This is a genomic window from Nocardiopsis sp. FIRDI 009, from assembly GCF_003386285.1.
Taxonomy (GTDB): Bacteria; Actinomycetota; Actinomycetes; order Streptosporangiales; family Streptosporangiaceae; genus Nocardiopsis.
This window is the reverse complement of sequence record NZ_QPNC01000020.1, coordinates 59,841-86,625: the sequence shown is the minus strand read 5'-3', so window position 1 is coordinate 86,625 and position 26,785 is coordinate 59,841. Positions and strand designations below refer to the sequence as shown.

The 26,785-nt window shown below is 73.4% G+C and carries 24 protein-coding genes and 1 pseudogene; 12 read left to right on the top strand and 13 right to left on the bottom strand.

Annotation, left to right across the window (positions count from 1 at the left end; genetic code table 11):
* The first annotated feature begins 139 nt into the window (after window positions 1–139).
* Genes DVR05_RS18435 through DVR05_RS18420 form a run of 4 tightly spaced genes read left to right on the top strand, consistent with a single transcriptional unit; the run spans window position 140 to window position 3,922 of the window.
* Window positions 140–727, top strand: coding sequence for an RNA polymerase sigma factor (locus DVR05_RS18435; protein WP_116247154.1), 588 nt, complete (start codon window positions 140–142; stop codon window positions 725–727).
* Window positions 724–1,530 carry a zf-HC2 domain-containing protein gene (locus tag DVR05_RS18430; RefSeq protein ID WP_116247153.1) on the top strand — a complete coding sequence of 269 codons (807 nt, stop codon included), beginning with the start codon at window positions 724–726 and terminating at the stop codon, window positions 1,528–1,530. Before DVR05_RS18435 ends, DVR05_RS18430 begins: the two co-directional genes overlap by 4 nt.
* Window positions 1,527–2,414: an ATP-binding cassette domain-containing protein gene (locus tag DVR05_RS18425; protein ID WP_116247152.1), complete on the top strand. Its 888-nt coding sequence runs from the start codon at window positions 1,527–1,529 to the stop codon at window positions 2,412–2,414. Before DVR05_RS18430 ends, DVR05_RS18425 begins: the two co-directional genes overlap by 4 nt.
* On the top strand, window positions 2,411–3,922 hold the full coding sequence (locus tag DVR05_RS18420; RefSeq protein ID WP_116247151.1) for a hypothetical protein: 1,512 nt from the start codon (window positions 2,411–2,413) through the stop codon (window positions 3,920–3,922). Before DVR05_RS18425 ends, DVR05_RS18420 begins: the two co-directional genes overlap by 4 nt.
* On the opposite strand, the gene DVR05_RS27485 is transcribed toward DVR05_RS18420, so the two are convergent.
* The gene (locus DVR05_RS27485) at window positions 3,856–4,215 is read right to left on the bottom strand and encodes a hypothetical protein (protein ID WP_232832210.1); all 360 of its coding nucleotides are present in this window, start codon (window positions 4,213–4,215) and stop codon (window positions 3,856–3,858) included. The genes DVR05_RS18420 and DVR05_RS27485 overlap by 67 nt on opposite strands.
* A 70-nt stretch (window positions 4,216–4,285) precedes the next feature.
* A pseudogene (locus DVR05_RS27480) lies at window positions 4,286–4,621 on the bottom strand (MFS transporter); the annotation flags it as partial.
* Between the two features lie 413 nt (window positions 4,622–5,034).
* On the opposite strand from DVR05_RS27480, the gene DVR05_RS18410 reads away from it, so the two are divergent.
* Both DVR05_RS18410 and DVR05_RS18405 read left to right on the top strand, forming a co-directional pair.
* Entirely contained in the window at window positions 5,035–5,943 is a 909-nt protein-coding gene (locus DVR05_RS18410; protein ID WP_116247150.1) for a DMT family transporter, read from the top strand.
* Between the two features lie 85 nt (window positions 5,944–6,028).
* Window positions 6,029–8,026: a HEAT repeat domain-containing protein gene (locus DVR05_RS18405; protein ID WP_116247149.1), complete on the top strand. Its 1,998-nt coding sequence runs from the start codon at window positions 6,029–6,031 to the stop codon at window positions 8,024–8,026.
* Between the two features lie 130 nt (window positions 8,027–8,156).
* On the opposite strand, the gene DVR05_RS18400 is transcribed toward DVR05_RS18405, so the two are convergent.
* Entirely contained in the window at window positions 8,157–9,446 is a 1,290-nt protein-coding gene (locus DVR05_RS18400) for a class I SAM-dependent RNA methyltransferase (RefSeq protein WP_116247148.1), read from the bottom strand.
* 223 nt (window positions 9,447–9,669) lie between these two features.
* On the opposite strand from DVR05_RS18400, the gene DVR05_RS18395 reads away from it, so the two are divergent.
* Window positions 9,670–10,344 carry a TrkA family potassium uptake protein gene (locus DVR05_RS18395; protein ID WP_116247147.1) on the top strand — a complete coding sequence of 225 codons (675 nt, stop codon included), beginning with the start codon at window positions 9,670–9,672 and terminating at the stop codon, window positions 10,342–10,344.
* Between the two features lies 1 nt (window position 10,345).
* Window positions 10,346–11,038, top strand: coding sequence for a TrkA family potassium uptake protein (locus DVR05_RS18390; protein WP_116247146.1), 693 nt, complete (start codon window positions 10,346–10,348; stop codon window positions 11,036–11,038).
* A gap of 18 nt (window positions 11,039–11,056) precedes the next feature.
* Here the strand turns inward: DVR05_RS18390 and DVR05_RS18385 are convergent, their stop codons facing one another.
* Complete coding sequence (locus DVR05_RS18385) at window positions 11,057–11,851, bottom strand: DUF3159 domain-containing protein (protein ID WP_116247145.1); 795 nt, start codon at window positions 11,849–11,851, stop codon at window positions 11,057–11,059.
* A gap of 253 nt (window positions 11,852–12,104) precedes the next feature.
* Between DVR05_RS18385 and DVR05_RS18380 the strand changes: the two genes are divergently transcribed.
* Both DVR05_RS18380 and DVR05_RS18375 read left to right on the top strand, forming a co-directional pair.
* Entirely contained in the window at window positions 12,105–13,211 is a 1,107-nt protein-coding gene (locus DVR05_RS18380) for a serpin family protein (RefSeq protein WP_116247144.1), read from the top strand.
* 39 nt (window positions 13,212–13,250) lie between these two features.
* Window positions 13,251–14,399: a serpin family protein gene (locus DVR05_RS18375; RefSeq protein ID WP_232832209.1), complete on the top strand. Its 1,149-nt coding sequence runs from the start codon at window positions 13,251–13,253 to the stop codon at window positions 14,397–14,399.
* A 13-nt stretch (window positions 14,400–14,412) separates the two neighbouring features.
* Here the strand turns inward: DVR05_RS18375 and DVR05_RS18370 are convergent, their stop codons facing one another.
* The 4 genes from DVR05_RS18370 to valS form a co-directional block, all read right to left on the bottom strand.
* Complete coding sequence (locus tag DVR05_RS18370; protein WP_116247143.1) at window positions 14,413–15,153, bottom strand: PIG-L deacetylase family protein; 741 nt, start codon at window positions 15,151–15,153, stop codon at window positions 14,413–14,415.
* 48 nt (window positions 15,154–15,201) lie between these two features.
* Complete coding sequence (locus tag DVR05_RS18365; RefSeq protein WP_116247142.1) at window positions 15,202–16,053, bottom strand: DUF3710 domain-containing protein; 852 nt, start codon at window positions 16,051–16,053, stop codon at window positions 15,202–15,204.
* A 56-nt stretch (window positions 16,054–16,109) separates the two neighbouring features.
* Complete coding sequence (gene dut, locus DVR05_RS18360) at window positions 16,110–16,586, bottom strand: dUTP diphosphatase (RefSeq protein WP_116247141.1); 477 nt, start codon at window positions 16,584–16,586, stop codon at window positions 16,110–16,112.
* A gap of 215 nt (window positions 16,587–16,801) precedes the next feature.
* Window positions 16,802–19,381: a valine--tRNA ligase gene (gene valS, locus DVR05_RS18355; RefSeq protein WP_116247140.1), complete on the bottom strand. Its 2,580-nt coding sequence runs from the start codon at window positions 19,379–19,381 to the stop codon at window positions 16,802–16,804.
* Window positions 19,382–19,563: 182 nt separating this feature from the next.
* Here valS and DVR05_RS18350 point away from each other — a divergent pair, with 182 nt between their 5' ends.
* Window positions 19,564–19,842 carry a DUF4235 domain-containing protein gene (locus tag DVR05_RS18350; protein WP_116247139.1) on the top strand — a complete coding sequence of 93 codons (279 nt, stop codon included), beginning with the start codon at window positions 19,564–19,566 and terminating at the stop codon, window positions 19,840–19,842.
* A gap of 247 nt (window positions 19,843–20,089) precedes the next feature.
* Here the strand turns inward: DVR05_RS18350 and DVR05_RS18345 are convergent, their stop codons facing one another.
* The 3 genes from DVR05_RS18345 to DVR05_RS18335 all read right to left on the bottom strand — a co-directional run bounded on the left by DVR05_RS18345 (window position 20,090) and on the right by DVR05_RS18335 (window position 22,740).
* A complete protein-coding gene (locus DVR05_RS18345) occupies window positions 20,090–20,386 on the bottom strand; it encodes a DUF4193 domain-containing protein (protein ID WP_116247138.1) in 297 nt (98 codons plus the stop codon).
* 453 nt (window positions 20,387–20,839) lie between these two features.
* Window positions 20,840–22,090 (bottom strand): cell wall metabolism sensor histidine kinase WalK, encoded by a 1,251-nt coding sequence (locus DVR05_RS18340; RefSeq protein WP_116247137.1) that lies wholly within the window; start codon window positions 22,088–22,090, stop codon window positions 20,840–20,842.
* On the bottom strand, window positions 22,087–22,740 hold the full coding sequence (locus DVR05_RS18335; RefSeq protein ID WP_116247193.1) for a response regulator transcription factor: 654 nt from the start codon (window positions 22,738–22,740) through the stop codon (window positions 22,087–22,089). Before DVR05_RS18335 ends, DVR05_RS18340 begins: the two co-directional genes overlap by 4 nt.
* 613 nt (window positions 22,741–23,353) lie before the next feature.
* On the opposite strand from DVR05_RS18335, the gene DVR05_RS27095 reads away from it, so the two are divergent.
* Complete coding sequence (locus DVR05_RS27095) at window positions 23,354–23,518, top strand: hypothetical protein (protein ID WP_017598337.1); 165 nt, start codon at window positions 23,354–23,356, stop codon at window positions 23,516–23,518.
* Between the two features lie 137 nt (window positions 23,519–23,655).
* On the opposite strand, the gene DVR05_RS18330 is transcribed toward DVR05_RS27095, so the two are convergent.
* Window positions 23,656–24,468, bottom strand: coding sequence for an inositol monophosphatase family protein (locus DVR05_RS18330; RefSeq protein ID WP_116247136.1), 813 nt, complete (start codon window positions 24,466–24,468; stop codon window positions 23,656–23,658).
* Window positions 24,469–24,514: 46 nt separating this feature from the next.
* Complete coding sequence (locus tag DVR05_RS18325; protein ID WP_116247135.1) at window positions 24,515–26,551, bottom strand: S9 family peptidase; 2,037 nt, start codon at window positions 26,549–26,551, stop codon at window positions 24,515–24,517.
* Window positions 26,552–26,785: the final 234 nt, after the last annotated feature.

Genomic DNA, 26,785 nt, shown 5'->3' with positions numbered 1-26,785 from the left:
GTCCCGCCGGCCGCCATGACCGGGCCCGGGTGACGTGGCCGATCCCGGCCAGCACCCGCGGGGACGGTACCGTCGGAAGGGCCCGCCCGGCGCCCCGCCCCCGTGAACCGATCACCGTCGACACCCCGATAGCCCGCACGTGAAGCTGTTCCGCCGCACGCGTCGCCGCGTACCCCCCTATGGTCCCGAGAGCCCCGACCCGGAGTTGCTCGCCGCCGTCGCCGCCGGGGAGTCCGGCGCCCTGGAGATCCTGCACCGCAGGCACGCGCCCTGGCTGCGCGCCCGCCTGCGCTACCGCTGCTCGGACCCGGACCAGCTCGACGCCGCCCTCCAGGAGACCTTCCTGGCGGTGTGGCGCAACGCCGGATCCTTCACCCCGCGCCCGGGCGACACCGACGCCGGGGCGTGGCTGTGGACCATCGCGATCCGCCAGTTGATCTCCCAGCTGCGCAAACGGGCCAACCGCTGGATCGCCGACAGCGCCCCCGAGCCCTACGAGACCATCGGCGACGCCTCCGCTGAGGACATGGTCCTGCTCAACATCGAGCACGGCCCCCTGGGCGCCGCCCTGCACTCGCTCTCCCCGGAACTGCGCGCCGCCATCCAGGCCACCGTGCTGGACGGGCTCACCGTCCGGGAGGCGGCGCAGATACTCCAGATCCCCGAAGGAACCGTGAAGACACGGGTGATGCGCGCCAAGGCGCGTCTGCGGGAGGCCCTGACATGACCTGGCACCTGACCCCTGCCCAAGTACACGCGTACGCGTCCCACGCCGTCGACGACGTCACGGCGATGTCCGTGGAGGCCCACCTGATGCACTGCGCGCCCTGCCGCACCCTCGTCCCCGCCGACCAGGAGTGGATCGACCGCAGCTGGGCCGACCTGCGCGACGTCGTCGACCGGCCACGGCCGCACCCGGTCGAACGCCTGCTGCGCGCCCTCGGTCTGCGCGACGGAACGGTCAAACTGCTGGCCGCCACACCCCGGCTGTACCGCGCGTGGCTGGTGTCCACGGTGTTCGTCCTGGTCTGCGCCCTGTTCGCCGCGCACGCGCTGCCGAAGGGCTCACTGGTGTTCTTCCTCACCGCGCCGGTCGTCCCGTTGGCGGGGGTCGCGCTCGCCTACGGACGCGGTGTGGACCCGGCGCACACCCTGACCTCGATCACACCGATGGCCGGGCAGCGGCTGCTGTTCCTGCGCACGTGCGCGGTGCTGGTCCCCGCCGTGGCCCTGTGCACCCTGGCCGCGCTGATGATGCCCAGCCCCACCACGCCGTGGACGGCGGTGTTCTGGCTCCTGCCCTCCCTGACCCTGGTCGCCGGTTCGCTCGTGCTGTGCCGATGGGTCCACCTGAGCCTGGCCAGCGGCGCCGTGGGGCTCCTGTGGCTGGTGTCACTGGCCGTGCTCGGTTCCGCCGACCACACCACCCCGCTGTCCGTGGTCGCGCCGCACACCCAGCCCTGGTGGGCGACGGCACTGGCCGCCCTGACCGGTATGCTCCTGCTCCGTCTCCGTGTGAGGACCACGTGACCGACCCGAACGCTCCCGCCGTCCATGCGCGCGGGGTGACGCGCAGCTACGGCACCCGCACGGCGCTCGACGCCGTGGACCTCGATCTGGGACCGGGGGTGACCGGCCTGCTGGGTCGCAACGGCGCCGGGAAGACCACCCTGCTGCGGTGCCTGGCCACCGATCTGGAGGCCAGCCGGGGTGAGCTGCGGCTCCTGGGGCGGGACCCCCGGCGCGCGCCCGAACGCACCGAGATCCGGCGCCGTCTGGGCTACCTGCCGCAGAACCCCGAGTTCTACCCCCACTTCACCGCCTTCGGCCTGGTGGACTACGTGGCGGTGCTCAAGGAGATGGGCGGGCGCCGTGAGCGTCACGACGAGGTGCGTCGCAGCCTCGACCGGGTGGGCCTGTACGACCGCCGCCACAGCCGGGTGCGCCGCCTGTCCGGGGGGATGCGCCAACGGCTGGGGTTGGCCTGCGCCCTCCTCGGCGACCCCGAACTGCTGCTGCTGGACGAGCCGACCATCGGCCTGGACCCCGAACAGCGGATCCGCTTCCGCAGCCTGGTCTCGGAGATGGCCACCCGCAGCACCGTCGTGCTGTCCACCCACCAGATCGAGGACGTGGCGGCGCTGTGCCGCCGCGTCGTCTGCCTGGACCGGGGACGGGTGGTCTTCGACGGCACCCCCGGCGACCTGGTGGAACGGGCGAAGGGCAGGGTCTGGGTACAGCGCGAGCGCCCCCGGGAGGGGGTGACCACCTGGCGGCTGGCGGACGGCCGCTACCGCGTGCTCACTCCTGGGGAGACCGGTTCGTCGGCGGCGGAGGGCGGGCGCGTCGGGGTCGAACCCACCCTGGAGGACGCCTACCTCCTGCTCACCGGTGTGGAACGGAACGCCCGGTGAGCCGTGCCGCCGCCGCGACCCGGCTGACCGCCTTCAACGCCGTGCGGCTCGCGGCCAACCCGCTCCTGTACCTGGGGCTGGGGCTCAGCACGACGTTGGTGTACGTCACCCTGGGCTACTACCCCTGGCCCCACGCCCTGGACGTGCACAACACGACCGAGACCGTCGCGGTGGTCGTCGCCGCCACCATGTTCGCGGTGACGACCTTCCCCGCGCTGCGCGAGGTCCGCTACTCGGGGGTGTTCGTCGCACCCCTGGGGCGGACGGGGCGGCTGCTGTCCCTCCTGGCCGCCGCCGCTCTGGTCACCGTGGTGTGCCAGGCGGCGATGACCGCGGTCTGCCACTGGGCCGCGGGGGGCGGCCTGCCCGGGATGGTCAGCCCCTACGCCCGCGCCACCCCCTTCGCCCTCGCCCTGGTCGGCCCCGCCGCCGGGGTCGCGGTGGCCGGGTGGACCCGCTCGTACGTCCAACTGATCGTCCCCGTGATCCTCGCCCCCGCCTACTACCTGTACGTGAACACGGCCCTGGTCTCCGTGGGCCCCCAGATGGTCTCGCGGGTGGAGAGCATGGCCACCCGGGCCGTGAATCCGTTCCAGGTCATGTCGCCCCAGATCACGGTGCTCTCCGCCTACTACCTCGGCTACGTCCTGCTCGTGCTGGGGGTGTTCGTGGCGGTGGCCCTGGCGGCACGCCCACGGCGGGGCGCGGCCCGGGGCGCCGCGTTCGGGGCCGCCGCCGTACTCCTCGCCGGAGCGGTGGCCACCCCCGCGTACGCCAACACGACCTACGGTTGGGACCGCCGTTTCCCCGACAGCGCGCTCTACGGCGGCGACTCCACGCGATGCGAGGTCAGGGAGGCGATCACGTACTGTCCGCTGCCGGGGTTCGAACCGTGGGTGGACACCTGGCACGCCACGCTCAGCGAACCCCTGGGGTTCCTGCCCGAACAGGCGCAGGACCGGTTCCCCGTGGTCTGGCAGGACGGTCCCGGTTTCTCCCGGATGCTGAACCTGCCCCCGGGGCGCGGCGTCGTCGTGTTCACGGGCGCCTCCCCCGACGACCCCTTCTTCCGGTCCGACCTGCGCAACCAGGCGGCCCGGACGGTCTTCGGACTGCATTCGGACTTCGAGGGGTGGTGCTGGGCCACGGGGCAGGCCCGCCTCCCCCTCACGTACTGGCTGGCGACGGTCGGCGCCGATGACGGTGAGCCGGACCCGTTCATCGGCTACCACCTCGCCTCCTTCGGCCCCTCGGCGGCAGACCTGGAGGTGGCGCGCGCCCTGGAGGAGACACCCGCCGAGCGCGTCGCGGAGGTCCTGGCCGGACACTGGGAGGAGCTCAACGCGCCCGGGACGCCGACGACCGAGCTCGCGTCGCTGCTCGGCCTCCCGGTCACCGCCGAGGCGGCCGGGGTGGCCACCGAGGCCGAGTGGCGTGAGCACTACCCTGAATACGTCTTCGAGCCGGAGTACGACCTCCCGGAGGAGTCGGCGCCCACCTGCGGGTGACGGCGTCCCCCGTCGAGCCGCTCCCCGGGGCGCCGCCGGTAGGCGGCCCAGGTGACGGCGGCGCACAGCAGGTAGAAGGCGGAGAAGAGGGCGAAGGCCGGGACGGCCGAGTCCATCCGTCCGAAGGACTCCCGCAGGGTGAGGTTGACGGCCACCCCGCCCAGGGCGCCGACCGCGCCGATCAGCCCGAGCAGGGTCGCCGACGTCCGGTTGGTCTCGGCGCGTGCCCGTTGCGGGGAACGGCCCGCGGCCACCAGATCCTGGGCCCGGGCGGCGTAGACGGCGGGGATCATTGTACGTCGAACCGTTGCAGAGCCCGGTGAGGGCGAACAGTACGGCGAACACGGCGGTGAACAGCCCCGCGCTGGACCAGACCAGGGTCGGCACGACCAGGGCACCGGCCAGGGCCATCCCGAGGAAGGCGAGGATCGTGACACGGGCCCCGCCGAGCCGGTCCGCGAGCCACCCGCCGAACGGACGGACCAGGGAGCCCACGGCCGGGCCGAGGAAGGCGATCGAGGCGGCCTCCAGGGGTTCCCGGCCGAACTCGCTCTGGAGCAGGACCCCGAACGCGAAACCGAACCCGATGAACGACCCGAAGGTGCCGACGTAGAGCAGCGACAGGATCCAGAAGTGGCGTTCCCGCAGCGCGCGCACCTGGTCCCGGATCCGGGTGCGCGCGGGGGTGAGGTTGTCCATGAACCGGTGGGCCACCCAGACCCCCAGGAGCAGCGGCGGCAGGAAGTCGCGTGCTTCGCGGTTCACGGGGGTTCCTCTCGCGGGGGTGCGCGGACGCCACCGACGTTAGGAAGGCGCCGTTGCCCGGAGACTGCCCGTCGGTGACGCCCCCGCTACGGGCCACTCACCCGCGGCCGGGCCCCTGGTGAGTTCGGACAGGCGCCGCTGCCCGGGACATTCCGGTCGGCACGGGGTGGGTTAGGATGACGCCCGTGAACACCCACTGGCACCGCGTGCTGCCCCCTCCGTGCGCCTGAACGGGCGCACGGACCGAGTCTGATCCACACGGCGTCCCCGCCCGAGGGCCGGGACGTCCTCCCGTCGTGCGCCCGTCGCCGATCCCTCGATCCATCGACGACGGAGAGTCCACGACTGTGTCGAACCACACCACCCTGCCCGCGCGGTGCCGACTGGCCCGCGGCCCCCTGCCCGTCCTCGGCGCCGCCGTCCTGTGGGGCACCACCGGCACCGCCAGTTCCCTGGCCCCGCCCGGCGCCCACGCCGCGGCCGTCGGCGCGGCGGGGCTGACCCTCGGCGGTCTGCTGCTGTTCCTGACCGGACGCGGGGCACCGGTCCTGGTCCGCTCCGCCGACACCCGCACCCGGTGGGTGCTCGTCCTGGGCGCCCTGGCGGTCGCCGGGTACCCGTTGTCCTTCTACCCGGCGGTCGACCGGGCCGGGGTCGCGGTCGCGACCGTGATCACGCTGGGCAGCGCGCCGGTGTTCTCCGGGCTGCTGGTCTGGTGGACCGAGCGGGTGCGTCCCACCCGCCGCTGGGCGGCGGCCACCGTGGCCGCCGTCACCGGATGCGCGGTCCTGGTGTTCGGGGCCGGGGCCGCGGGCGGTGACGGGAACGCCGCGGGTGTGCTCCTGTCCCTGATCGCGGGGGCGTCCTACGCGCTGTATGCGGTCATCGCCGGGGCGCTGATCCGGCGGGGCCATGCGTCCGGCGCGGTGATGGGCGCGCTGTTCGCCGGGGGCGGGCTGGTCACGCTCCCGGTCCTGCTGTCCGCCGACACCGCGTGGCTGGCCACGATCAGCGGAGCACTGGTCGCCCTGCACCTGGCGGTGCTCACCGTGTTCGTCGCCTACCGGCTGTTCGGGACGGGGCTGCGGCACACCCCGGCGTCGGTGGCCACGACCCTGACCCTGGCCGAGCCCGCCGTCGCCGCCCTGTTGGGCGTGGTCGTGGTCGGTGAGCGCCTGTCCGCGGTCTCCTGGGCGGGGATGGCGGTGCTGGCGCTGGGTCTGGCGGTCCTACGGACGCCCGAACGGCGACGCTAGGGCGTCGGGGCCGGGGGACGCGCTCCCCCGGCCCCACGGGTGGCCGGGCACGGTGGCGGTGTGCCGGGTCGGTAGGCTCGCGCGCATGGGTGAGGCGTGGGACGCGGTCGCGTGGTCGGAACTGGAGCACAACCACGGGTCCGCGGAGGACGTGCCGGACCTGCTGCGGCGGTGCGCGGGACCGGACCCGGACGACGCCGACGACGCGGCGTTCGACCTGCTCAACCACCTGTTCCACCAGGGCGGGTGGATCTGCCCCGCCGCCTCTGCCGCGCTGCCGTTCGTGGTGCGCCTGGCATCCGAGCCGGACGCTCCGGCGAGGGACACCCTGATGGAACTCGTCGCCCGGTTGGTGTCGGAGTCACACGCGGTGGAGGAGGGGTTCCTGGATCCCGCCTGGCCCGCGGCGTGGGAGAAGGCCCTCCCGGAGGTGCTGGCCCTGCTCCAGCACCCGGAACCGAGCGCCCGGCGGGCGGCGGCCGAGGTGATCAGGGGGTGCGCCGACCCCGGCGAGGCCGTGCTGGGTCCGCTGCTGCGCTGTTGGGAGGCGGAGACCGACCCCGTCACCCGCCTCGACCTGATCCTCGCCCTGGGTGCGGCGGCGCACCGGGAACCGGCCGGTGGGCACGGCGGGCGGGTGCTGGACCTGTTGAACGGGTTGCTCGACGCACCGGCCCCCCAGCCCCGACTGGCGGCCGTCCACGCGCTCACGCCCGGGGAACCCGATCTGCCCGTTAGGAGACTGGAGCAGGTCCTGGCGGCGCTGCGGGATTCCAGCGTCGGGATGTGGCGGCACACCACGCTCGGCTGCGGTGCGCGCGGTCTCCAGCGCTGGACGGCGAGCCTGCTGCCCCCGCCGTCCACCGCCTACGCGCTGGGGCTGCTCGCCGACCACCCCGACGAGGAGCAGCGGGTCGGCGGCCTGAACCATGCCGCCGACGTCCTCGGGGAGTGGCGCTCCCCGGTGCCCGACCTGCTGCCCGCAGTCGCCGCGCGGTTGGACGACCCGGCCCCGGAGGTCCGGTACCAGGCCGCCGAGCTCCTGGCCTGTCTGGGCACGGCCGCCGCCCCCTACGCCGACCGGATCGCCGCTCTGCTCGACGACCGCGCCGCCCGGGGCACACGGACGGGACCGACCGTGGGCGAGGCGGCCCTGTGGGCGCTGGCCCGACTGAACGACCCGCGCTGCCTGCCCGGGCTCGTCGACGCACTGCGCACCGAGCGGTCGGGCTTCGCCCTGGGCTTCGCCCACTACCCCGCCTCGCCCCACATGGCCGTCCTGCCCTCCCTCGCCGAGGTGCTGGTCCGGCTCCCCGAGCACGTCGACACACTGCTGCCCGCCGTACGCGAGCGAATGCGCACGCACACCGACCCCCTCGCGCGCCGGATGCTGTGCACGACACTCGCGGCCTGGGGAGCGGAGGCCGCCCCGGCCCTTCCGGAGCTCCTCGACCTGCTGGCCGACGACGACGCGTGGACCGTGCGGGAGGCGGCGTCGGCCGTGGCCGCCATCGGACCGGTGGCCGCCGACGCCGCCGAAGCGCTGCTGGCCCGGGCCTCCGGCGAGGACCACGGCGGGAGGCACACCGCCTGGGCGTACTGGCGGGTCACCGGCGACCCCGGACCCGCGCTGCGGGCACTGGTCCCCGCCGTGTCCGGCGACTATCCCCACACGGATCTGCGCCTCCTGGCCGAACTCGGTCCCCGGGCCGCCGAGGCCGCCGACGTCTGCGCGGCCCTCGCCGTGTCCGGGGTGCCGCCGTCGGACTGGACCCGGGTGGAGGCGGCACACGCCCTGTGGCGGATCACCGGCGACCCCGAGCGCGCCCTGCCCGTGCTCCTCGGAGCCGTCGAGGAGCTGCCGCGCGGCCGGTACCTCCCGGTCCACCTCTCGGCCGTGCGGTACCTGACCCGGATGGGCCCGGTGGCCCGCCCGGCCGCCGATCTCCTGCGCCGTCTCCCGGATCTCGACCGGCGCCTGCGCAGCGATGGCGCCTGGCGCGGTTTCACCCAGGACGAGGACGTCCGCGCGGCCGTGCGGGACCTGTGCGCCGCCGTCGACGGCGAGGTGCCGGCCGGTTGAGGCCCCGGTCGGGCCGACCGCGAGCGCGGGCGGTGGAGGCACCGCGCCGTCAGGCGGCGAAGCGGGGAGCCCCGTTATGCCCGCTCCGCGACGGTGCGCGGCGGAGCAGGTGTCCGCGAGGGGCTTGCTGCTACTCCGCCTCGCGGTGGCGGCGCGCCTTGCGCACCGGCTCCAGGACCGCCAGGCACTCCACGTGGTGGGTCATCGGAAAGGCGTCGAAGGCGCGCAGGTCGACCAGCGTGTACCCGGCGCGGTCGAACTCGGCCAGGTCGCGCGCGAGCGTGGCCGGGTCGCACGACACGTACGCGACCGCGCGCGGCCGGGTGCCCGCGAGCAGGCGCACGACCTCGGCACCGGCTCCGGTGCGCGGCGGGTCCAGGACGACCACGTCCGCCCGCACGTCCGCCCACTCCCGCAGCTGGGCGGCCACGTCGCCCCGCTCGATCCGGGCCTGCTCCAGGTCCCGCAGGTTGTACTGCGCGTCGCGCACGGCCTCGGCGCCGTTCTCCACGCCCATCGCCCGGCCCTGCGGGCCCACGGCCTCGGCGAGCGGCCGGGTGAACAGCCCGGCGCCGCAGTACAGGTCCAGAGCGGTCTCGCCCGGTTTGGGCGCCAGGGCGTCCATGACCGCCTCGGTCAGCACCTCCCCCGCCGCCGGGTGCACCTGCCAGAAGCCGCCCGCGCTGACCCGGTACTCGTGTCCGGCCACGGTCTCCCGCACCCCGCGACGCCCGCGCACCGACTGGACCCTGCCCCCCTTGAACCGCCGCAGGACGGCGCTGGAGGTCCCGAGTTCGGGCAGGGGGCCCAGTTTCGAGCGGGTCGGTGTCACGACGACGGCCCGGTCGGCGCAGGTCGCGGAGGCCACCGCCGCCACGTCCCGGACGTCCTTCCAGACCGCGTCGATCACCCCCAGTTCGGTCACACCGGGGTGGGCGATCAGGCACTCGTCCACCGGCTCGATGTCGTGGGAGCGGTGGCGGCGCAACCCGGGGCGACCGTCCCGGTCGACGGCGAACCGGACACGGGTGCGCCAGCCCAGGCCGTCGGGGTGTCCGGGCAGCTCCTCGACCGTGATCTCCCGGTCGATCCCGGCGATGCGGTGCAGCTGGTCCGCGACGACCTCGGCCTTGATCCGGCGCTGGGCCTCCAGCGAGGCGTGCTGCCAGTCGCAGCCGCCGCACCTGCCGGGTCCGGCGAACGGGCACGGCGCCTCGACCCGGTCCGGGGAGGCGGTCAGGACCTCGACGGCCTCGCCGCGCAGGAACCGCGAGGTCTGTTCGGTGACGCGTACCCGGACGCGCTCACCGGGCAGGGCGTGGCGGACGAACACCACCTGGTCGTGGTGGCGCCCCACGCACCAGCCACCGTGCGCGACGTCGTCGACGGTGAGTTCGAGCTCGGTACCCACTCGGGTCATCAGGGTGTCCTCGGAGAGTGTCTGGGGTTCGGGTCGCGGGTGACCCTGCGCGCACAGCCACCAACCGCACCCAATCTAACCGACCCTGGGGGCCGACGGCTCCGACCTCGCGTTCCGGGGGCCGGTCCGGGCGCGCGTGTCGGGGCGATCTGTGCCAAGGTGTGACCGTGGGCGCGGCGCGTCCACCGGGTCGAACGGCGATCTCGACGGGAGTACGGGCGAGGTGCACATCGTGATCATGGGGTGTGGACGCGTGGGTTCCACCCTCGCGCACACACTGGTGGACCTGGGGCACACGGTCGCGGTGATCGACCAGGACCCCGAGGCGTTCCGGCGGCTGCGCGGCGCGGTGGCCAAGCACGCCGTCCGCGGTGTCGGACACGACCGCGAGGTCCTGCTCGCGGCGGGGATCGACCACGCCGGGGCGTTCGCCGCCGTCAGCAACGGTGACAACTCCAACATCATCGCCGCCCGGGTGGCGCGGGAGACCTACGGCGTCGAGCACGTGGTGGCGCGGATCTACGACCCGCGCCGCGCCGAGGTCTACCAGCGCCTGGGCATCCCGACCGTGGGGACGGTGCGGTGGACCGCCGACACCATCCTGCGCCGGATGGTCCCCGGCGACGAGCGGCTGGCGGCCGGTCCCGAGTGGCACGACGCCTCCGGCACCCTGGCCATGAACGAGATGACGCTCCCCCGGGGCTGGGCCGGACGGCGGGTGGCCGATCTGGAGTCGCGGGCCCCGGTGCGGGTCGTGTACCTGACCCGGGACGGCGGCATCCTGCTCGCACGCTCCGACGAGATCCTGGCCGAGGGCGACGTCCTGCACGTGGTCGCCCACGGCCGCGACCTGGACGCGCTGCGCTTCGACACCGGCGACGAGACGGGACACGAGTGAGATGCGGATCGCCATCGCGGGGGCGGGCAGCGTGGGCCGCTCCATCGCCACCGAACTGGCCGCCAGCGGCCACGACGTGCTGCTGATCGACCGGGACACCCGGGCGATCGGCGTCGACGACCTTCCCCAGGTGGAGTGGCTGCTCGCCGACGCCTGCGAGCTGGCCAGCCTGGAGGACGCCCGGCTGGGCGACGCCGACGTGGTGATCGCGGCCAGCAGTGACGACAAGGTCAACCTCGTGGTGTCGTTGCTGGCCAAGACCGAGTTCGGGGTGGAGCGGACGATCGCCCGGATCAACGAGCCCGACAACGAGTGGTTGTTCAACGAGTCCTGGGGGGTGGACCTGGCGGTCTCCCCGCCCCGGCTCATCGCCGACCTGGTCGAGGGCGTCACCGACGAGGAGCTGGCCGAGGAGGGGGCGCTTCCGCCGCTGCCCGGCGCGGAGATCGCCGAGTCGGTGCTGCACGCCGAGAGTCCGTTCGTGGGCGGCCCCGAGAGCGCCCTCAGCGACAACCTCCCCGAGGGGGTGGCCCTGGTGGCGGTCGTCGGCCCCGGCGGGGTGCGCCCGCCGGACGCCGGGCGAACGCTGTCGGTGGGCAACACCGTGGTCTTCCTGGCCGAACCGGAGGCGCTGGGGCCGCTGGAGGAGCTGCTCGGCCGCGTCGGGGGCGCGGACTCCGGCGACGACGCCTGACGTCGCGCGCGGTACGGCTCAGCGCTCGTCGTCGCCCGTACCGCCCTCGGCCGTGTCCCCGGACCCGCCCTCGCCGGACCGTGCCGGAGCGTCCTCCAGGGGTGTGCGGCCGCGCGCGAGCAGCCACACCATGGCCGCGAAGGCGGCGACCTGGAGCGGCCAGCCCATCGCGACCTTGGACAGGCCGAGCAGGGCGAAGGTGTCGGCCACGTCGAGGTCGTTCAGCAGCCACAGCGGGTACTGCACGAGCACCCGGATGACGCAGGGCAGCACCAGCAGCCACGTGAGTCTGGAGGCGAGCCGGACCACGGCCGGGTTGGCCCGCCAGGAGGTGAAGTCCTCCCTGTTGCCGATGAACGGCCCGATCATCAGGCCGATCGCGGGCCAGCGCACCAGCACCGACAGGGTCAGCACCACCGCGTAGACGGCGTTGTAGATGATGCCCGGCAGGAAGGCGTCGGCGGCCTCTCCGCTGCGCATGGCGAAGATCGCCGCGACGCCGATCCCGAACAGACTCGTGACCACGTACTGCACGGACGAGCGCTGGAACAGCCGGACCGCGCCCAGCACCAGGGCGGCGACCACACCCGCGATGATCGACTGCCGCAGGTCGGACAGCACGATGTAGGACACGGTGAAGGTCAGGGTGGGCACGGCCGCCTCGACCATGCCGCGCTTGCCGCCCAGTGCCTTGGCCAGCTGCGAGCGCACGAGCGCCTCGACGGTGTCCTCGGTGACCCTGGGCACGTTGGCTCCGTCGCCGTTCCCGGTCGCCCGGGCGCCTCCCTCGGAGGCCCGCTGCTGCTCAGTCATCCCGCTCCCGGGGTCGGTGCTCGTCGTGTCCGGTCGGAGCCGCCCGCGCTCGGTTCGGGCGCCACCCGTCCAGCGTAGTCCACCTGTCGCCTCCGCCCCCGGACGAACGGCGGCCCCGGTCGGAACGGGGCGCTCCCGATGCCCCCTCACGTCCCGGTTCGCCCGCCCTTGGCGTGTGCCCGGTGTCACACCTGGCGGCCGACGGTCCGAGTCCGTACGCTGGCGCCGTCGCCCATGTCGTGAGGAGACCCCCATGCGGTTGTCCGCCCCGCCGAGAACCGACCATCTGGAGTTCGCCTCCGTCCTGGACCGGATCCTGGCCGCCCCGGACGCCTCCCACGTGTGGTCGCCCCACTCGGTGGGGACGGCGCTCGGTCTGCTGGCCACCGCCGCCGCGGGCCGGACCCGGGAGGAGTTGGAGCGGTTGCTCGGCACGGAGGTGGCCGCCCACCTGGACGCCCTGGACGAGGCCGTGGCGAGTGCGACCGGCCTGGACCTGGCCACCCTCAACGGCCTGTACGTACCCTCCGACCTGCGGATACGCCCGGAGTTCATGGCCCGCGCACGCGAACGTCCCGGCGCCGAGATGGAGGAGGCCGACTTCGCCCGCGCCCCCGAGGCGGTGCGCCAGCGGGTCAACGGTCGCGTGGCGGAGGTGACCCGGGGCTTGATCCCCGAGCTGCTGGCCCCGGGTTCGGTCTCGGCCGGTGTGCGGATGCTCCTGGTCAACGCCCTGTGGGTGCGGATGGTGTGGACGGAGCCCTTCGAGACGCGCGCCACGCGCCCCCGCCCCTTCCACGCCCCGGACGACGACCGCGAGGTCCCCACGATGCACTGCCGAAGGGACATGCCCTACGCCGAGGCGTCCGGGTGGCGGATGGTCGGGTTGACGGGTGAGCACGGCCTGACCCTGGACGTGCTGCTGCCCGACGACCCTGCGGCCGCACCGCCGGGGCCGGACGCGGCGGCGCTGGCCGACCTGTACCGGGCGCGCCGCCTCCGCGAGGTGAGGCTGGCCCTGCCGCGCTTCTCCGTGGAGGCCGACATCCCTCTCCTCGACCCCCTGGCGGAACTGGGCGTCACCGAACTCGCCACCGCCGGCGCCCGGTTCGACGGGATCAGCCCGGACCCGCTCAAGGTGGACCGGATCCTGCACCAGTCGGTGCTGCGGGTCGACGAGAGGGGGGCCGAGGGCGCCGCGGCCACCGCCGTGATGATGCTGATGTCGACGGTGGTCGCCCCCGAGCCGGTTCCGTTCACCGTGGACCGGCCGTTCGTGTTCGTCCTGCGGCGCGGTGAGGCGATCCTCTTCCTGGGCCGTGTGGCCGACCCCGTGGACCCCGGACCCGCCGCGACCTGACCGCCCCCGGCCGCCCCGCCCGACCAGTGAAGGACGAGAGTGACCGTTCCACCCTCCACCGCCCACCGCGACCACGCGTTCCTCGCCGCCCTGTTGGACTGGGCGATGACGGCCCCGGGACGCTCGCACGTGTGGTCGCCCCAGTCTGTCGGCACCGCGCTGGCCCTCCTCGCCCTGGCGGCGGAGAAGCAGACACGCGACCAGCTGTGCCACGTGCTCCTGGCCGCCAACGCGTTCCCCGCACCGCCCGAGGCCGACACCGCCGTGGCCGCCCATCTGGACCTCCTGGACACGGCCGTGCGGGCGGGGGACGCGGCGGACCTCGTGGCCACCACCACCCTGTACACGGCCGAGGGAATGCGGCTGCGGCCGGAGTTCGAGGACCGGTTGCTCGGGCTGGTCGGCTCGGCGGTGGGCACGGCCGACTTCGCCCGCGACCCCGAGGGGACACGGGTCGCGATCAACGCCGCGATCACCGACGCCACCCGGGGGCTGGTCCGCGACCTCCTGCCTCCGGGGTCGGTCACCCCGGAGACCCTCGCGGTGCTGACCACCACGCTGTGGGTCCGTCTGAGCTGGCTCGATCCCTTCGCGCCGGAGGCGACGCGCCCCCGCCTCTTCCGCGCACCCGACGGAGAGCGGGAGGTACCGATGATGCGCTCGGGCGAGCAGCGAGTGCACGCCCGCGCCGCGGGGTGGAGCATGGTGTGTCTGGAGGGCGGTGGGGATCTGACCCTCGACGTGCTCCTGCCCGACGACGACGCCGGGGACCCGCCCGCCCTGACCCCGGACACCCTGGCCGAGCTGGATGACCGTGCCGTCCGCCGACACGTCGACCTCGCCCTGCCGCGGTTCCGGTTGGAGCACACCGTCGACGTGTTCGACGCCCTCCGCGAGCTGGACCTCGACGAGTTGACCGGCTCCCGCCCCGACCTGCCCGGGATGAGTGACCAGGCGGTACGGCTGGATCGGATCCTGCACCGGTCCGTGATCAGGGTGGACGAGGTCGGGGCCGAGGCAGCCGCCGCGACGGCCGTGGCGGCTGCCTCGGCCATCCCGCCCGCACCGCCCCCGCCGGTGGAGTTCACCGTGGACCGGCCGTTCGTGTTCGTCCTGCGGCGCGGTGAGGCGATCCTCTTCCTGGGCCGTGTGGCCGACCCCGTGGACCCCGGACCCGCCGCGACCTGAGCGGCGGCCCCGGTCAGGCGTCGAAGACCTCGAACTCGGTGGCCAGCGCCGTCCCCACCCGGCCGCCCGCCTCGGCGGCGGCCGTGGACAGGAAGGACTTCTGGTCGAAGCCGTCGAGGTTGGCCAGGTAGACCTCGTGCGCGTTCAGGGAGGCGATCCCCGACGCCAGGTCGGCCTCGCCCAGCTCCACGTAGTGCGTCGGCCTCGGCGAGGCGCCGAAGGCCACGAACCGCACCCCGGACCACGGTTCGACGCCGTCGCCGAGCTGGTCGGTGAACACCCACCGGTTGGCGGCGTCGCGCACCGCGTCCAGCAGGGCGGGGCCGAGCACCCGGTGGTCGGCGTGGTTGAAGGACGTCCCGCCCGGGAATGCCTCGCGGAAGTTGATGGAGACGATGACGTCCGGGCGGTGCCTCCGGATCGCCTGGGCGAGCGCACGCCGCAGTGGCAGGCCGTACTCCAGGGCGCCGTCGGCGAAGTCGAGGAACTCCACCGTCTCGGCGCCCACGGCGGCCGCCGAGGCGCGCTGTTCGGCCATGCGCAGGGGCCCGCACTCCTCCGGCGGGAGGCTGTCGATGCCCGCCTCGCCCCGGGTCACCATGAGCTCGACCACGCTCTTGCCCTGACTCGTCCAGCGGGCGAGCGCCGACGACACCCCGAACTCCAGGTCGTCGGGGTGGGCGACCACCGCCAGGGCACGGTTCCAGTCCTCGGGGAGGGGCCGGGGGGCGCTGCTTTCGTTCATGTCCGTCATGGCACTCACCCTAGAACGCGCGCCTCCCCGGCACACCACGAGGCGGCCTCAGGAGCCGGTGGCGTCGCCCCGCGTCGGTCCGGCCTGGCCGCCGGGCGCCGAGCCGTTCGGGGAACCCCCGGCGTCGCCGTTGCGGGCCGCCCGCTGCTGGGCCGCGCGCGCCTTGACGGCGGCGGCCATCTGTTCCTGGAGCTGCTTGGGCACGGTGATCTCCAGCAGCTCACTGGGCGGTACCGGCTGGTCTCCGCGGACCACCACGATGTTGGCGAACAGCTGCTCGGCCTCGGCCATCATCTCGGGCTTGGCGGCGCCCTCGCCGCGGATCACACCGCGCAGCACCCAGCGCGGGCCGTCCACGCCGATGAACCGCACGCGCTGGCCCAGCTGCCTGCCGTCCTCGGTGGTCCTGCCCTTGACCGGGATGACCGCCTGGAGCTCGGGACCGAAGGTGCCGTCGTGCTCCTCGGCCTTGCCGCCCTGCCTGGTGACCTGTTCGCGCAGCTCCGCGCGCATCTCGTCCCACAGCCCGGAGGACTTGGGGGCGGCGAAGGGCTGCACCTGGAGCGCGGTCTTGCCCCGGACCAGCGTCACTCCGATGATCTTCTGCTTGCCCTGAGCGTCCTGGGCGACGTTCACCTGGATCTCGGTGCCCTGTTCCATCGGCACGCGGATGCTGCCCAGGTCCATCCGCCGGGCCTCGGGGACCTCCTCGGTGGAGTCCCACGGTCCGGTGGCACGGTACCGGTCAGCGTCCTTGACGATCCGCTCGGCCGGTGCGGCGGGCTCGACCTCGTTGTCGAAGGAGACCTCGCCCGCGGCGCCCGTCCTCCGGGAGGCGGCCCCGGTCTCCGGGCCTCTCCCGGCCTTGTCGTCCCGCTTCTTACGGCGGCGTCCAAACACGCCCTCACCTCTCCGCTTCCGTTGATCCCGGGTCGCACCGGGGTTTCGGGGCACCGTCACCGCAGCGCGGCGTGGCCCCCGGTCGAACCGAAACCGCCCGCACCGCGCACCGACCCGGGCAGGGAGTCCGCCTCGACGAACTCGACCCGTTCCACGCGCTGGACGACCAGCTGCGCGATGCGGTCGCCGCGGGACAACCGCACGGGGGTGTCCCGGTCGGTGTTGATGAGTGTCACCCTGATCTCACCGCGGTACCCCGCGTCGACGGTGCCCGGCGCGTTGACGATCGTCACCCCGCAGCGCGCCGCCAACCCCGAGCGCGGGTGCACGAAGGCGGCGAACCCGTCGGGCAGGGCGATCGCCAGGCCGGTGGGGACCGTGGCCCGCTCCCCCGGCGCCAGATCGACGTCGACGGCGGTGTACAGGTCGGCACCCGCGTCACCGGGATGCGCGTACTCGGGCAGGGGAAGGTCGGGGTCCAGGCGGCGGACCGTGATCGGGGTCCGACCGCCGTCCAGGGATGAGGTACTCACAACCGTTGAGCCTATCGCCCCGAGAGTCGGGTCCGGTGTCCGACGGCACCGACGCGGTGCCCCTCTTCGTCGCCCTCCGCCATCCTCAACGGGCGCCGGGCGGCGCACCGCCTCCTTCGGCGGCGCCTGACGTCCGTTCCCCGTCGGCGGCTCGCCTCCCCGCGCAGCACTCCGGCGGCGCCCGAGGAACCCTCGGGCGCCGCCGGAGAGTCGGCTCACCGGTCCTCGGTCGGCTCCGGCAGCGTCACCTCGACGGTGAGCTCGGCCTCGTCGGTGGCCTCGAAGTCGATCCCCGAGGCACGTCCGGCGGCGGCGAGGTCACCGCTGGCGGCCCGGGCCGACTCGGCCTGCTTGCCCGACACCCGGACCCGCTCGACCTCGGCGCGCATGGACAGCTTGGCCTCGGACTTGGCCTTGCGCACCGCGCGCAGGACCTCGGCGGTGGCGGCGAGCACGGCCGGGTCGCCGTCGGCGGCCGCGGCGCGGTACTCGGCGGCGTCCGGCCAGGGCTGGGCGTGCACGGACCCCTCCTGCCACCAGCTCCAGACCTCTTCGGTGACGAAGGGGACGAAGGGCGCGAACAACCGGTGCAGGGCTCCCAGGGCGATGAGCAGGGCGGCGCGCGCCGAGGCGCCCTCGGGCGACTCGGTGTCGTAGGCGCGGGCCTTGACCAGCTCCAGGTAGTCGTCACAGAAGTCCCAGAAGAAACGCTCGGTGCGCTCCAGGGCCCGGGTGTGGTCGTAGCCGGTGAAGGCGGCGGTGGCGTCCTCCACCACGTCCGCCAGGGTGGCCAGCATCGCCCGGTCCAGCGGCTCGGTGACCGCGGCCGGGTCGGTGGTGGCGCCCTCGCCCGCGACCGACATGACGAACTTGCTGGCGTTGAGGATCTTGATGGACAGCCGTCGGCCGACCTTCATCTGACCCTCGTCCATCGCGGTGTCGGTGCCCAGCCGGCCGCTGGCCGCCCAGTACCGGACCGCGTCGGAGCTGTACTTCTCCAGCAGGGCGATCGGGGTGACCACGTTGCCCTTGGACTTGGACATCTTCTTGCGGTCCGGGTCCAGGATCCAGCCGGAGATGCCGGTGGTGCTCCAGGGCAGGGTGCCGTGCTCGAAGTGGGCGCGCACGACCGTGGAGAACAGCCAGGTCCGGATGATGTCCTGGCCCTGGGGGCGGAAGTCCATCGGGAAGACGCGCTCGAACAGGTCGGGGTCGCGTTCCCAGCCGGAGGCGATCTGCGGCGACAGGGAGGAGGTCGCCCAGGTGTCCATGACGTCGGGGTCGCCGATGAAGCCGCCCGCCTGACCGCGCTGCTCCTCGGTGTAGCCCTCGGGCGCCTGCGAGCTGGGGTCGACCGGAAGCTGGTCCTCGCTCGGCAGGATCGGCTCGTCGTAGCGCGGGTTGCCCTCGGCGTCGAGCGGATACCAGACCGGGAACGGCACGCCGAAGAAGCGCTGGCGGCTGATCAGCCAGTCGCCGTTGAGGCCGCCGACCCAGTTCTCGTACCGCGAGCGCATGTGCTCGGGGTGCCAGACGAGCTCGCGTCCGCGCTGGATGAGCTGCTCGCGCAGGTCCTCGTCACGGCCGCCGTTGCGGATGTACCACTGACGGGTGGTGACGATCTCCAGGGGCTTGTCGCCCTTCTCGTAGAACTTCACCGGGTGGGTGATCGGGCTGGGCTCGCCGATCAGGTCGCCGCTGGCCCGCAGGAGTTCGACCATGCGCTCGCGCGCGGTGTGCACGGTGGCGCCGACGAGCGTGGCGTAGGCCTCGCGCCCCTCGGGGGAGTCCAGGCCCTTGGGCGGGTCGGCCATGATGCGGCCGTCCCAGCCGATGATGGGGCGGGTCTCCAGCTGGAGCTCTCGCCACCAGGTGACGTCGGTGATGTCACCGAAGGTGCAGATCATCGCGATGCCGGACCCCTTCTCGGGGTCGGCGAGGCGGTGCGGGCGAACCGGAACCTCGACGCCGAAGACCGGGGTGCGCACGGTGGTTCCGAACAGGTCCTGGTAACGCTCGTCGTCGGGGTGGGCGACCAGGGCGACGCAGGCCGCGAGCAGCTCGGGACGGGTGGTCTCGATGTGGACCGGTTCGCCATCGGGCTTGTGGAAGGCGATCTTGTGGTAGGCGCTGGGGCGCTCCCGGTCCTCCAACTCGGCCTGGGCGACGGCGGTGCGGAAGGTGACGTCCCACAGGGTGGGCGCCTCGGCCATGTAGGCCTCGCCGCGGGCCAGGTTGCGCAGGAAGGCGCGCTGGGCGGCGGCTCGGGAGTTGTCGTCGATGGTGGCGTAGGTGTACCGCCAGTCGACGCTGAGCCCGAGGCGGCGCCAGATCGACTCGAAGACCTTCTCGTCCTCTTCGGTGAGCCGGTCGCACAGCTCGATGAAGTTGCGGCGGGAGATGGGGACCTGCCGCTTGGGGTTGGGCTTGGCCGGCGGTTGGAAGTCCGGGTCGTAGGGGATCGACGGGTCGCAGCGCACGCCGTAGTAGTTCTGGACGCGGCGCTCGGTGGGCAGACCGTTGTCGTCCCAGCCCATCGGGTAGAAGACGGACTTGCCGTTCATCCGCTGGAAGCGGGCGACGGTGTCGGTGTGCGTGTAGGAGAACACGTGGCCGATGTGCAGCGAACCCGAGACGGTGGGCGGCGGGGTGTCGATGGAGTAGACGTCCTCGCGGCTGCGGGTGCGGTCGAAGTGGTAGACGCCGGACTCATCCCATACGTCGACCCACTTCGCCTCGATACCGTCCAGCGAAGGCTTGTCGGGCATGCGGAAGGAATGAGAGCGGTTGGTCATGGGGCAATGGTAGTCCGCCGACGACCGTGATCGTTCCGCTTTCCCGAGCCTCCCACGATGGCGTCAATACCCCACCGGGGTATCATACGCGCAGGGGGAGTCCGTGAAAGGATCCCCGTACGGATACGGCGCGCGCCGGTCGTGCGCCGTCGAAGCCCAACGGAAACGGTGAACGAGACGATATGGCCAAGAAGGACGGCGGTGAACTCGCCCCCGCGGTGCTGGGATTCGTGGCGGGGTTCGCCGCGGAGTACGTCACCCGCAAAGCCCTGACCTTCGCCTGGACACGCGCCACCGGAGAGGAGCCCCCGACGGACCTGGAGTCGCCCGAGGTCGGCCTCGGCCGCGCGCTGGGGTGGGCCGTGGTGGCCGGTGTCGGCGTGGAGGTCGCCCGGGTGCTGGCCGTGCGCACCGCGCGCAAGGGGCTGGTCCGGCCCGACCGTGACGAGATCGAGGCCTGACCGCACCCTCGGGGTTCGTCACACGGCCCGAAGCCGAACGGGGCATCCGGAACGGGCGCGGGCCGAAGCCGGGCGGAGGCCCTGAGCGGGCACCCCTGAAGAAGCACGCGGTGGACGGCCCACCGCACGCGTGACGCGTGTGGTCGGCCGTCCACCGCCGTGCACGTCGGTCAACACCGCCGTGCGGTCCCCGGGACGGGGAACGGCGGCGCCGCAGCGGACGGGAACGGTGGCCCGCCCCGTCCGATCAGACGCATTCCTTGCAGATCAGCTGCTTGTCGCGCTGTTCGGCGAGCTGGCTGCGGTGGTGCACCAGGAAGCACCGCGCGCAGGTGAACTCGTCGGCCTGGCGTGGGAGGACGCGGACCGCGAGCTCCTCGCCGGACAGGTCCGCGCCGGGCAGCTCCAGCCCCTCGGCGACCTCGTCGGGGTCGGCGTCGATCGGCCCTGCGCTCTTGTCCGCGCGCCGCGCCTGCAACTCCTGGAGACTGTCCTCGTTGATTTCCTCGTCAGTCTTGCGCGGGCTGTCGTAGTCGGTGGCCATCTGTGCTAACTCCATCCCCCTCGTTCAGTGCCTCGTCGCGCGGGTGTAACGCTTGAGAGACCTTCGTTGTGCCCGGTTCGGCCGATGAGTTTCTCCGACCCCGGCGAACCGTGCCCCCTCCCGGGTCACCGTCCACAGGTCAGCAGCACTTCCGTGGGATCGTGGCCGAAGGCGGCCACAGCGACCGCGCGCCGGCCCGTTCCCGTGTACTACCCAGCGTCGGGGTTCCCGATAGACCTGAAAACCCTGCTTCCGCCCATCACGGACGAGCGCGGAACACTCCCCCACAGGTGGGCAAGAACCAAGACATGCCCACGTCAGGAGGGATTCCCTCCGTGTCCACGCCCGGGGAAGCATACCCACCCGGAGTCGACGCTCGTGACATGGGTGGGCGTGTCTTCGGACACGTATAGATACCACGAAGCGTGGCGGTGCGCAGCTCGCGGACGGGCCTCAGCGGCGGTCGTCCGCCTCACCGGGAGGGACCGGCAGGCACACGGTGACGACGAGCCCGCCGCCCGCGCGCGGCCAGGCGGTCACGACGCCGTCGTGCGCGCGCACCACGGACCGGACGATGGACAGTCCGAGACCGGCGCTGCGCCCCGACCCGACGCGGTCGCCGGAGCCGCGACGGAACGGTTCGAAGAGGCCCTCGATCTCGTAGGCGGGGATCACCTTGCCCGAGTTCTCCACCTGGACGGCGGGCCGACCCTCGTACATGCCGCTGCGGACGGTGATCTCACCCTCGGCGACGTTGTACTTGAGGGCGTTCTCCACCAGGTTGCCCACGAGCCGCTCCAGGAGGACGGGGTCGCCCTCCACCAGCGCGGGGCGCAGGTCCAGACGCAGCTGGAGGCCGGACTCGGACAGGTCGCCCGCCAGCTGGCTGAGCACCGTCTCGGCGACCTCGCCGAGGTCGACGCGGGTGCGCGACTCCAGCTCCCGGTCGCTCTTGGCCAGGAAGAGGAGGCCGTCGATGAGGCGTTCGTGCCGTGCGTTGGTCTCCAGCAGGGTCTGCCCGACGGTCTTGAGGTCGGCGGAGACGTCCGGTGCGCTGAGCGCCACCTCCAGGAGTGTCCGGTTGATCGCCAGGGGGGTGCGCAGCTCGTGCGAGGCGTTGGCGACGAACCGGCGCTGGCCGTCGAAGGCGCGGTCGAGCCGCTCCAGCATGCCGTCGAAGGTGTCGGCGAGTTCGCGGATCTCGTCGTCGGGGCCGGAGAGGGCGATCCGTTCGTGCAGTGAGCGTTCGGACAGCCGCCGGGCGATGCGGGTGATCTTCTGGAGCGGAGAGAGCGCCCGCCCGGCCACCGCGTACCCCAACCCGACCGCGAGCAGCCCCACCAGGAACAGGGCGAGCAGGGAGAACCGCGTGACGTGGGTGAGCACCTCCTCGATGTGGTAGCTCTGCGTGGCCAGCTCCGGGGCGCCGTCCTCGGCCAGGAGGGCGTTGAGCAGGACGGTGACGATGAGGTAGTTGACCAGGACCAGCACCGAGCCCGCGGCGAAGAACAGCATCCCGTAGATGAGGGTGAGCCGCGAGCGCAGGCTGAGGTTGTCCGTGAAGCGGTGCACCCGCTCGGCGGCGGCGGAGCGCTCCGCCCCCTCCCCGGAGGGGGCGACGGCGTTGAGCCTGCGCCACGTACCGGTGTCGCCCGGACGGGTGGGCTCGACCTGCCCCGGCTCCGGCCGCTCCGCCGGTCTCACAGCCGGTACCCCGCGCCGGGGACGGTCTGGATGACCGGTGGGTCACCGAGCTTCTTGCGCAGGGTCATGACCGTGACCCTGACGACGTTGGTGAACGGGTCGGCGTTCTCGTCCCAGGCCTTCTCCAGCAGCCCCTCGGCGCTGACCACGGTGCCCCGGGCGCGCATGAGCACGTGGAGGACGGCGAACTCCTTGGGCGTGAGCGGCAGTTCGCGGCCGTCGCGGTAGACCCGGTGGTTGGCGGGGTCGAGCGTGATGCCGTGCCGTTCCAGGACGGGGGGCAGCGGCGGAACCGCGCGGCGGCCCAGGGCGTGCACGCGGGCGACGAGCTCGGCGAAGGCGAAGGGCTTGGCCAGGTAGTCGTCGGCGCCGAGGGTCAGCCCGTCCACCTTGTCCTGCACGCCGTCGGAGGCGGTGAGCATGAGGATGCGTCCGGTGTAGCTGTCGCCGACCAGCGAGCGGGCGACGTCGTCGCCGTGGGTCCCGGGCAGGTCGCGGTCGAGGACGACCACGTCGTAGTCGTTGACCGCGACGTACTCCAGGGCGGTGTCGCCGTCGTAGACCACGTCGACCGCCATCGACTCGCGTCGGAGCCCGACCGCCACGGTGTCGGCCAGGACCCGTTCGTCTTCGACCACGAGTACGCGCACGTTGACCTTCTCGACCTCTGTTGCGTGGGAAAAGAAGAGGGGCCGCTGCCGGCGCATCCCCCAACACACCGGCAGCGGCGTTCGTGGCCCCGGCCGCGTCATCCGTTCTCCCACACCCGGGGTAAGGAGGCGGTAAACCCGCCGCGGACTCCGCCGCGGGGGTCCGCCCTCCTCGCCCCGTGGGGACACGGGCGCTGGGCCGGGGACATTGCTTCCCTGCTTCGCACGGGGAGCCGCCGCCGACGAATCCCCCAACCGTCGGCGGCGGCCCAACCCCGCACATCTCGAATCTGACACATCAAGAATAAGAAACAAGTAAGCCGCGGGCCCACAGGGGAAATGTGTCATGCGACACCCACCCGGGGCCGCCGCCGGACCGCGCTCGCGGGGACGATCCCCGGGAGCGCGAAAGCGGGGGTGGTGGTTTGGTTTGGCGCACCATGCGGTAGGGGTAGTAGACGCACGCGTGGACACCGGCCCCGGCGCCGGACCGCGACGGGCACCACGCCACACCGAGGTGGCGCCACCGCATCGCGCGGACACGCTGTCGTGCGCTGACCGCTTTCCACCAGGGCATCCGTATGCCCTGGTGCCGACCCCTGAAAGAGGTGTCATGGGCGAGTTCCTCGCAGAGATCAAGGTCCGGATCAACGAGACCTCCCGGTCGCTCCGCTCGGCTCAGGCCGCCGGGGACGACTTCCTCGCCGACACACACGCGTCGGAGCTGGAGGACCTGTACCGAATCGCGGCTCGCAACGGCATCGACACCCGCTGCTGACGCGGGACCGACGGCCCTGAACCGGATCCCCCGGGTCAGGCGCCGAGCACTCGGGGCGGGGTGGACCACGGGTCCGCCCCGCCCCTCGTGCGCCGCCCCGGCGCCGTGGGACCGACGCGCCCCCGGCTCCGGGCCCCTCAGCCGTCCGTGTCGGCCCCCAGCGGCGCCAGCAGACGGTCGAGGGCCTCGTACAGCTCGGGACGCGCCGCGATCACCAGGTCGCCGCTGGGCGGCCCGCCGCCGGCTCCGCCGACGCGCACGCCCGCCTCACTGGCGACCAGGCCGGGCGCGGCCCAGTCCCAGGGGTGGAGGCCGCGCTCGTAGTAGGCGTCGCAGCGGCCGGTCGCCAGGCCGGTCAGATCCACGGCCGCCGAGCCGCGGCGCCGGATGTCGCGGACCCGGGGAAGCACCTCCAACAGGACCCTGGCCTGCTGCGCCCGGCGCTCGGGGAAGTACCCGAAGCCGGTGGCCACCAGGGCCCGGTCGAGCGGAACCGCGTCCGGGGCGCGCAGGACCACCCCGTCGAGGCGCGCGCCGCCCCCGAGGACCGCCTCGAACATCTCCCCGCGCGAGGGCACGTTCACGGCCGCCGCCACGACCCGGCCGTCGACCTCCGCCGCGACCGCCACCGCCCAGTCGGGGCTCCCGTACAGGTAGTTGACCGTTCCGTCGATCGGGTCGACGATCCACCGCACACCGCTGGTGCCGCTCTCGCCGCCGCCCTCCTCCCCCAGGATCGCGTCGTCGGGACGGGCCTGGAGCAGGCGCGTGCGGATGAGCTCCTCGGCGGCCCGGTCCATCTTGGTGACGACGTCGGTGGGGCTGGACTTGGTGTCGAGTACGGTGACCCCCCTCTGCCCCTCGGCGGCGAGCTCTCCCGCCTCGGCCGCCACGTGCACGGCGAGCGCGCGCAGCTCCTCGGGGTCGGGCGGGTGATGGCTGGTACTCACGTGTGGGTCCCCCGTTCGTGGGTCGCGGGTGGTACGGGTCGGCTGGCTAGAGCAGTTCCGGCCTGGTCCACTCCTTGCCGTGGACGTGGTGGTCCAGGAAGGCGAAGATCGTCTCGTACCAGATCCGGGCGTTGCCGGGCTTGAGGATCCAGTGGTTCTCGTCCGGGAAGTAGAGGAACTTGGCGTCCACCTCGTGCAGGAGCAGGTCGCGCCACAACCGCATGCCCTCCCCGATGGGGACGCGGTAGTCCTTGTCCCCGTGGATGACGAGCATGGGCGTGCGGATCCGGTCGGCGTGCAGGTGCGGCGAGTTCAGCGTGTAGCGCTCGGGTTGGGCGAGCGGGGTCCCGAACTCCCGCTCCCACACCGCCGGGTGGTCGGTGGTGCCGCTGAAGCCGTCCAGCGCCCACAGGGAGGCGTGCGAGACGATGGCCCGGAACCGGTCGGTGTGCCCGGCGATCCAGTTGGCCATGTACCCGCCGAAGGAGCCGCCCATCATGGCGGTGCGGCCGGCGTCGACGTCCTCGCGCGCCTCGGCGGCGTCGGTGATGGCCATGACGTCGGCGTGGGTGCGCGGCCCCCACGTTCCCCAGGCGCGGCGCAGCATCCGCTGTCCGTACCCGGTGGACAGCGCGGGGTCCGGCAGCAGGACGGCGTAGCCGCGCGCGGCGAGCAGCCACGGGTTCCAGCGCCAGGACCAGCCGTTGAAGCTCATGTAGGGGCCGCCGTGCACCCAGAGCATCAGCGGGGCGGGTGAGTCGGCCGAGGCCTCCTCCGGCAGCACGAGCCAGGCGCGGATCCGCTCGCCGTCGTCGGCCGTGGTCTCGACCTCGGTCAGGGTGCCGGGCATGGTCAGCTCGGAGCCGGGCGTGCGCAGCGGCGTGGGCGCGCCGTCGGTGGCGGCGGCGTCCAGGCGCACGGGCGAGGGCGGGGCGTCCCAGGCGTCGCGCAGCGCGAACACGTGGCGGCCGTCGGGCGAGGGGTTGAGCGCGCTGTAGGCGCCGTGGTCGCCCGTGAGGCGGGTCAGCGCGCCGGTGTCCAGGTCGACGCGGAAGACCGGTCTGCGGCCGTTCTGGTCGGCGACGAGGAAGACGGCCCGGGAGTCGGCCGCCCACGCGTAGTCGCGCGGCCAGAGCTCGTGGTCGGGCAGCAGGTCGCGGCCCTCGCCGGTGTCGAGGTCGACCAGCCAGAGGGTGAGGTCGCGGGGCTCGCCGTCGTAGGTGCCCGCCGAACCGCACGTGAGGAGGGCCCGGCGGCCGTCGGGGGAGACCCGGGGGCCGCCGAAGTCGCGGTCGGGGGCGCTGGCCAGGGTGCGTCGCCGGCCGGTGGCCGTGTCGACGGACACGACGTCGGCGCGTGTGGTGCCCCGTCCGGTGGGGACCTGCCACTCGGTGATCAGCGCCGACCCGTCGGGGGTGAGTTCGCCGGAGGAGGCCACCAGGGCCATTCCGGCGTCGGGGGTCAGGTCCCGGTGCTCGCCCAGGCCCGACTCGTCGTCGGCGGGCGGTTCGGCGACCAGGTAGCGGGGGTGGTCCGGACCGACGTCGCCGTCCCAGTAGCGGATGGGCAGGGCCTCGTGGAGGATCGCGGTGACCCCCGCCTCCTCGCGGGCCTTGCGCGCCTGTCGGTCGGCCTCGGCGGTCTCGCTGCCGGGATGGACGTCGCAGGTGAAGGCCACCAGGCCGGAGTCGCGCGCGACGGTGAAGGAGGAGACGCCTCCGGGGTGGGAGGCGACCTGGCGGGCCTCGCCGCCCCCGGCGGGAAGCAGCCACAGCGCGGCGCCGGGGGTGTCGTCGGAGGCGGCGTCGGGATCGGGGCGGCCGGAGGTGAACAGGACGGATCCGTCGGGGAGGAAGTCGGCGGCGCTCTCGCCCTCGGCGGAGCGGGTCAGCCGCCGGGGAGCGCTCCCGCCCTCGGACTCGGGGGCGACGTCGATCTCCCACAGGGCGCTGTGGAAGGACGTGCCGTCGGGGGCGAGCCCGCTGACGGGCGCCACGAGGCGGGTGCCGTCCGGGGACAGGCGCAGCCCGTTGACCCGGCGGAGACGGACGTATTCCGGTAGTTCGTACCAGGAACGAACCAAGGCGAATCCTCCTGAACCGTCGACTTGTGGTCTGGAGCCGACCCTATCGGGCGCCTCCCCGCCGACGGCTGGGGCGCCGTCGGACCCGGTCGCCAGGGGGTTCGGTTCGGGTGCCGCCAGGGTTCCGCGGGACGAGTCGAGCCGCGAGCGGGGAACGAGCCAGGAGCAGGGCTGCGCCGTGGGCGTCGGTCGAGGGTGGTGGGGGGCGACGGGCGGCGGAGGCCCACGACAGGC

Excerpts from the sequence above, each read along its gene's own strand:
- DVR05_RS18430 (WP_116247153.1), top strand. The coding sequence starts at position 724 with ATGACCTGGCACCTGACCCCTGCCCAAGTACACGCGTACGCGTCCCAC.
- DVR05_RS27485 (WP_232832210.1), bottom strand. The coding sequence starts at position 4,215 with ATGATCCCCGCCGTCTACGCCGCCCGGGCCCAGGATCTGGTGGCCGCG.
- DVR05_RS18405 (WP_116247149.1), top strand. The coding sequence starts at position 6,029 with ATGGGTGAGGCGTGGGACGCGGTCGCGTGGTCGGAACTGGAGCACAAC.
- DVR05_RS18400 (WP_116247148.1), bottom strand. The coding sequence starts at position 9,446 with ATGACCCGAGTGGGTACCGAGCTCGAACTCACCGTCGACGACGTCGCG.
- DVR05_RS18390 (WP_116247146.1), top strand. The coding sequence starts at position 10,346 with ATGCGGATCGCCATCGCGGGGGCGGGCAGCGTGGGCCGCTCCATCGCC.
- DVR05_RS18385 (WP_116247145.1), bottom strand. The coding sequence starts at position 11,851 with ATGACTGAGCAGCAGCGGGCCTCCGAGGGAGGCGCCCGGGCGACCGGG.
- DVR05_RS18380 (WP_116247144.1), top strand. The coding sequence starts at position 12,105 with ATGCGGTTGTCCGCCCCGCCGAGAACCGACCATCTGGAGTTCGCCTCC.
- DVR05_RS18370 (WP_116247143.1), bottom strand. The coding sequence starts at position 15,153 with ATGACGGACATGAACGAAAGCAGCGCCCCCCGGCCCCTCCCCGAGGAC.
- valS (WP_116247140.1), bottom strand. The coding sequence starts at position 19,381 with ATGACCAACCGCTCTCATTCCTTCCGCATGCCCGACAAGCCTTCGCTG.
- DVR05_RS18350 (WP_116247139.1), top strand. The coding sequence starts at position 19,564 with ATGGCCAAGAAGGACGGCGGTGAACTCGCCCCCGCGGTGCTGGGATTC.
- DVR05_RS18345 (WP_116247138.1), bottom strand. The coding sequence starts at position 20,386 with ATGGCCACCGACTACGACAGCCCGCGCAAGACTGACGAGGAAATCAAC.
- DVR05_RS27095 (WP_017598337.1), top strand. The coding sequence starts at position 23,354 with ATGGGCGAGTTCCTCGCAGAGATCAAGGTCCGGATCAACGAGACCTCC.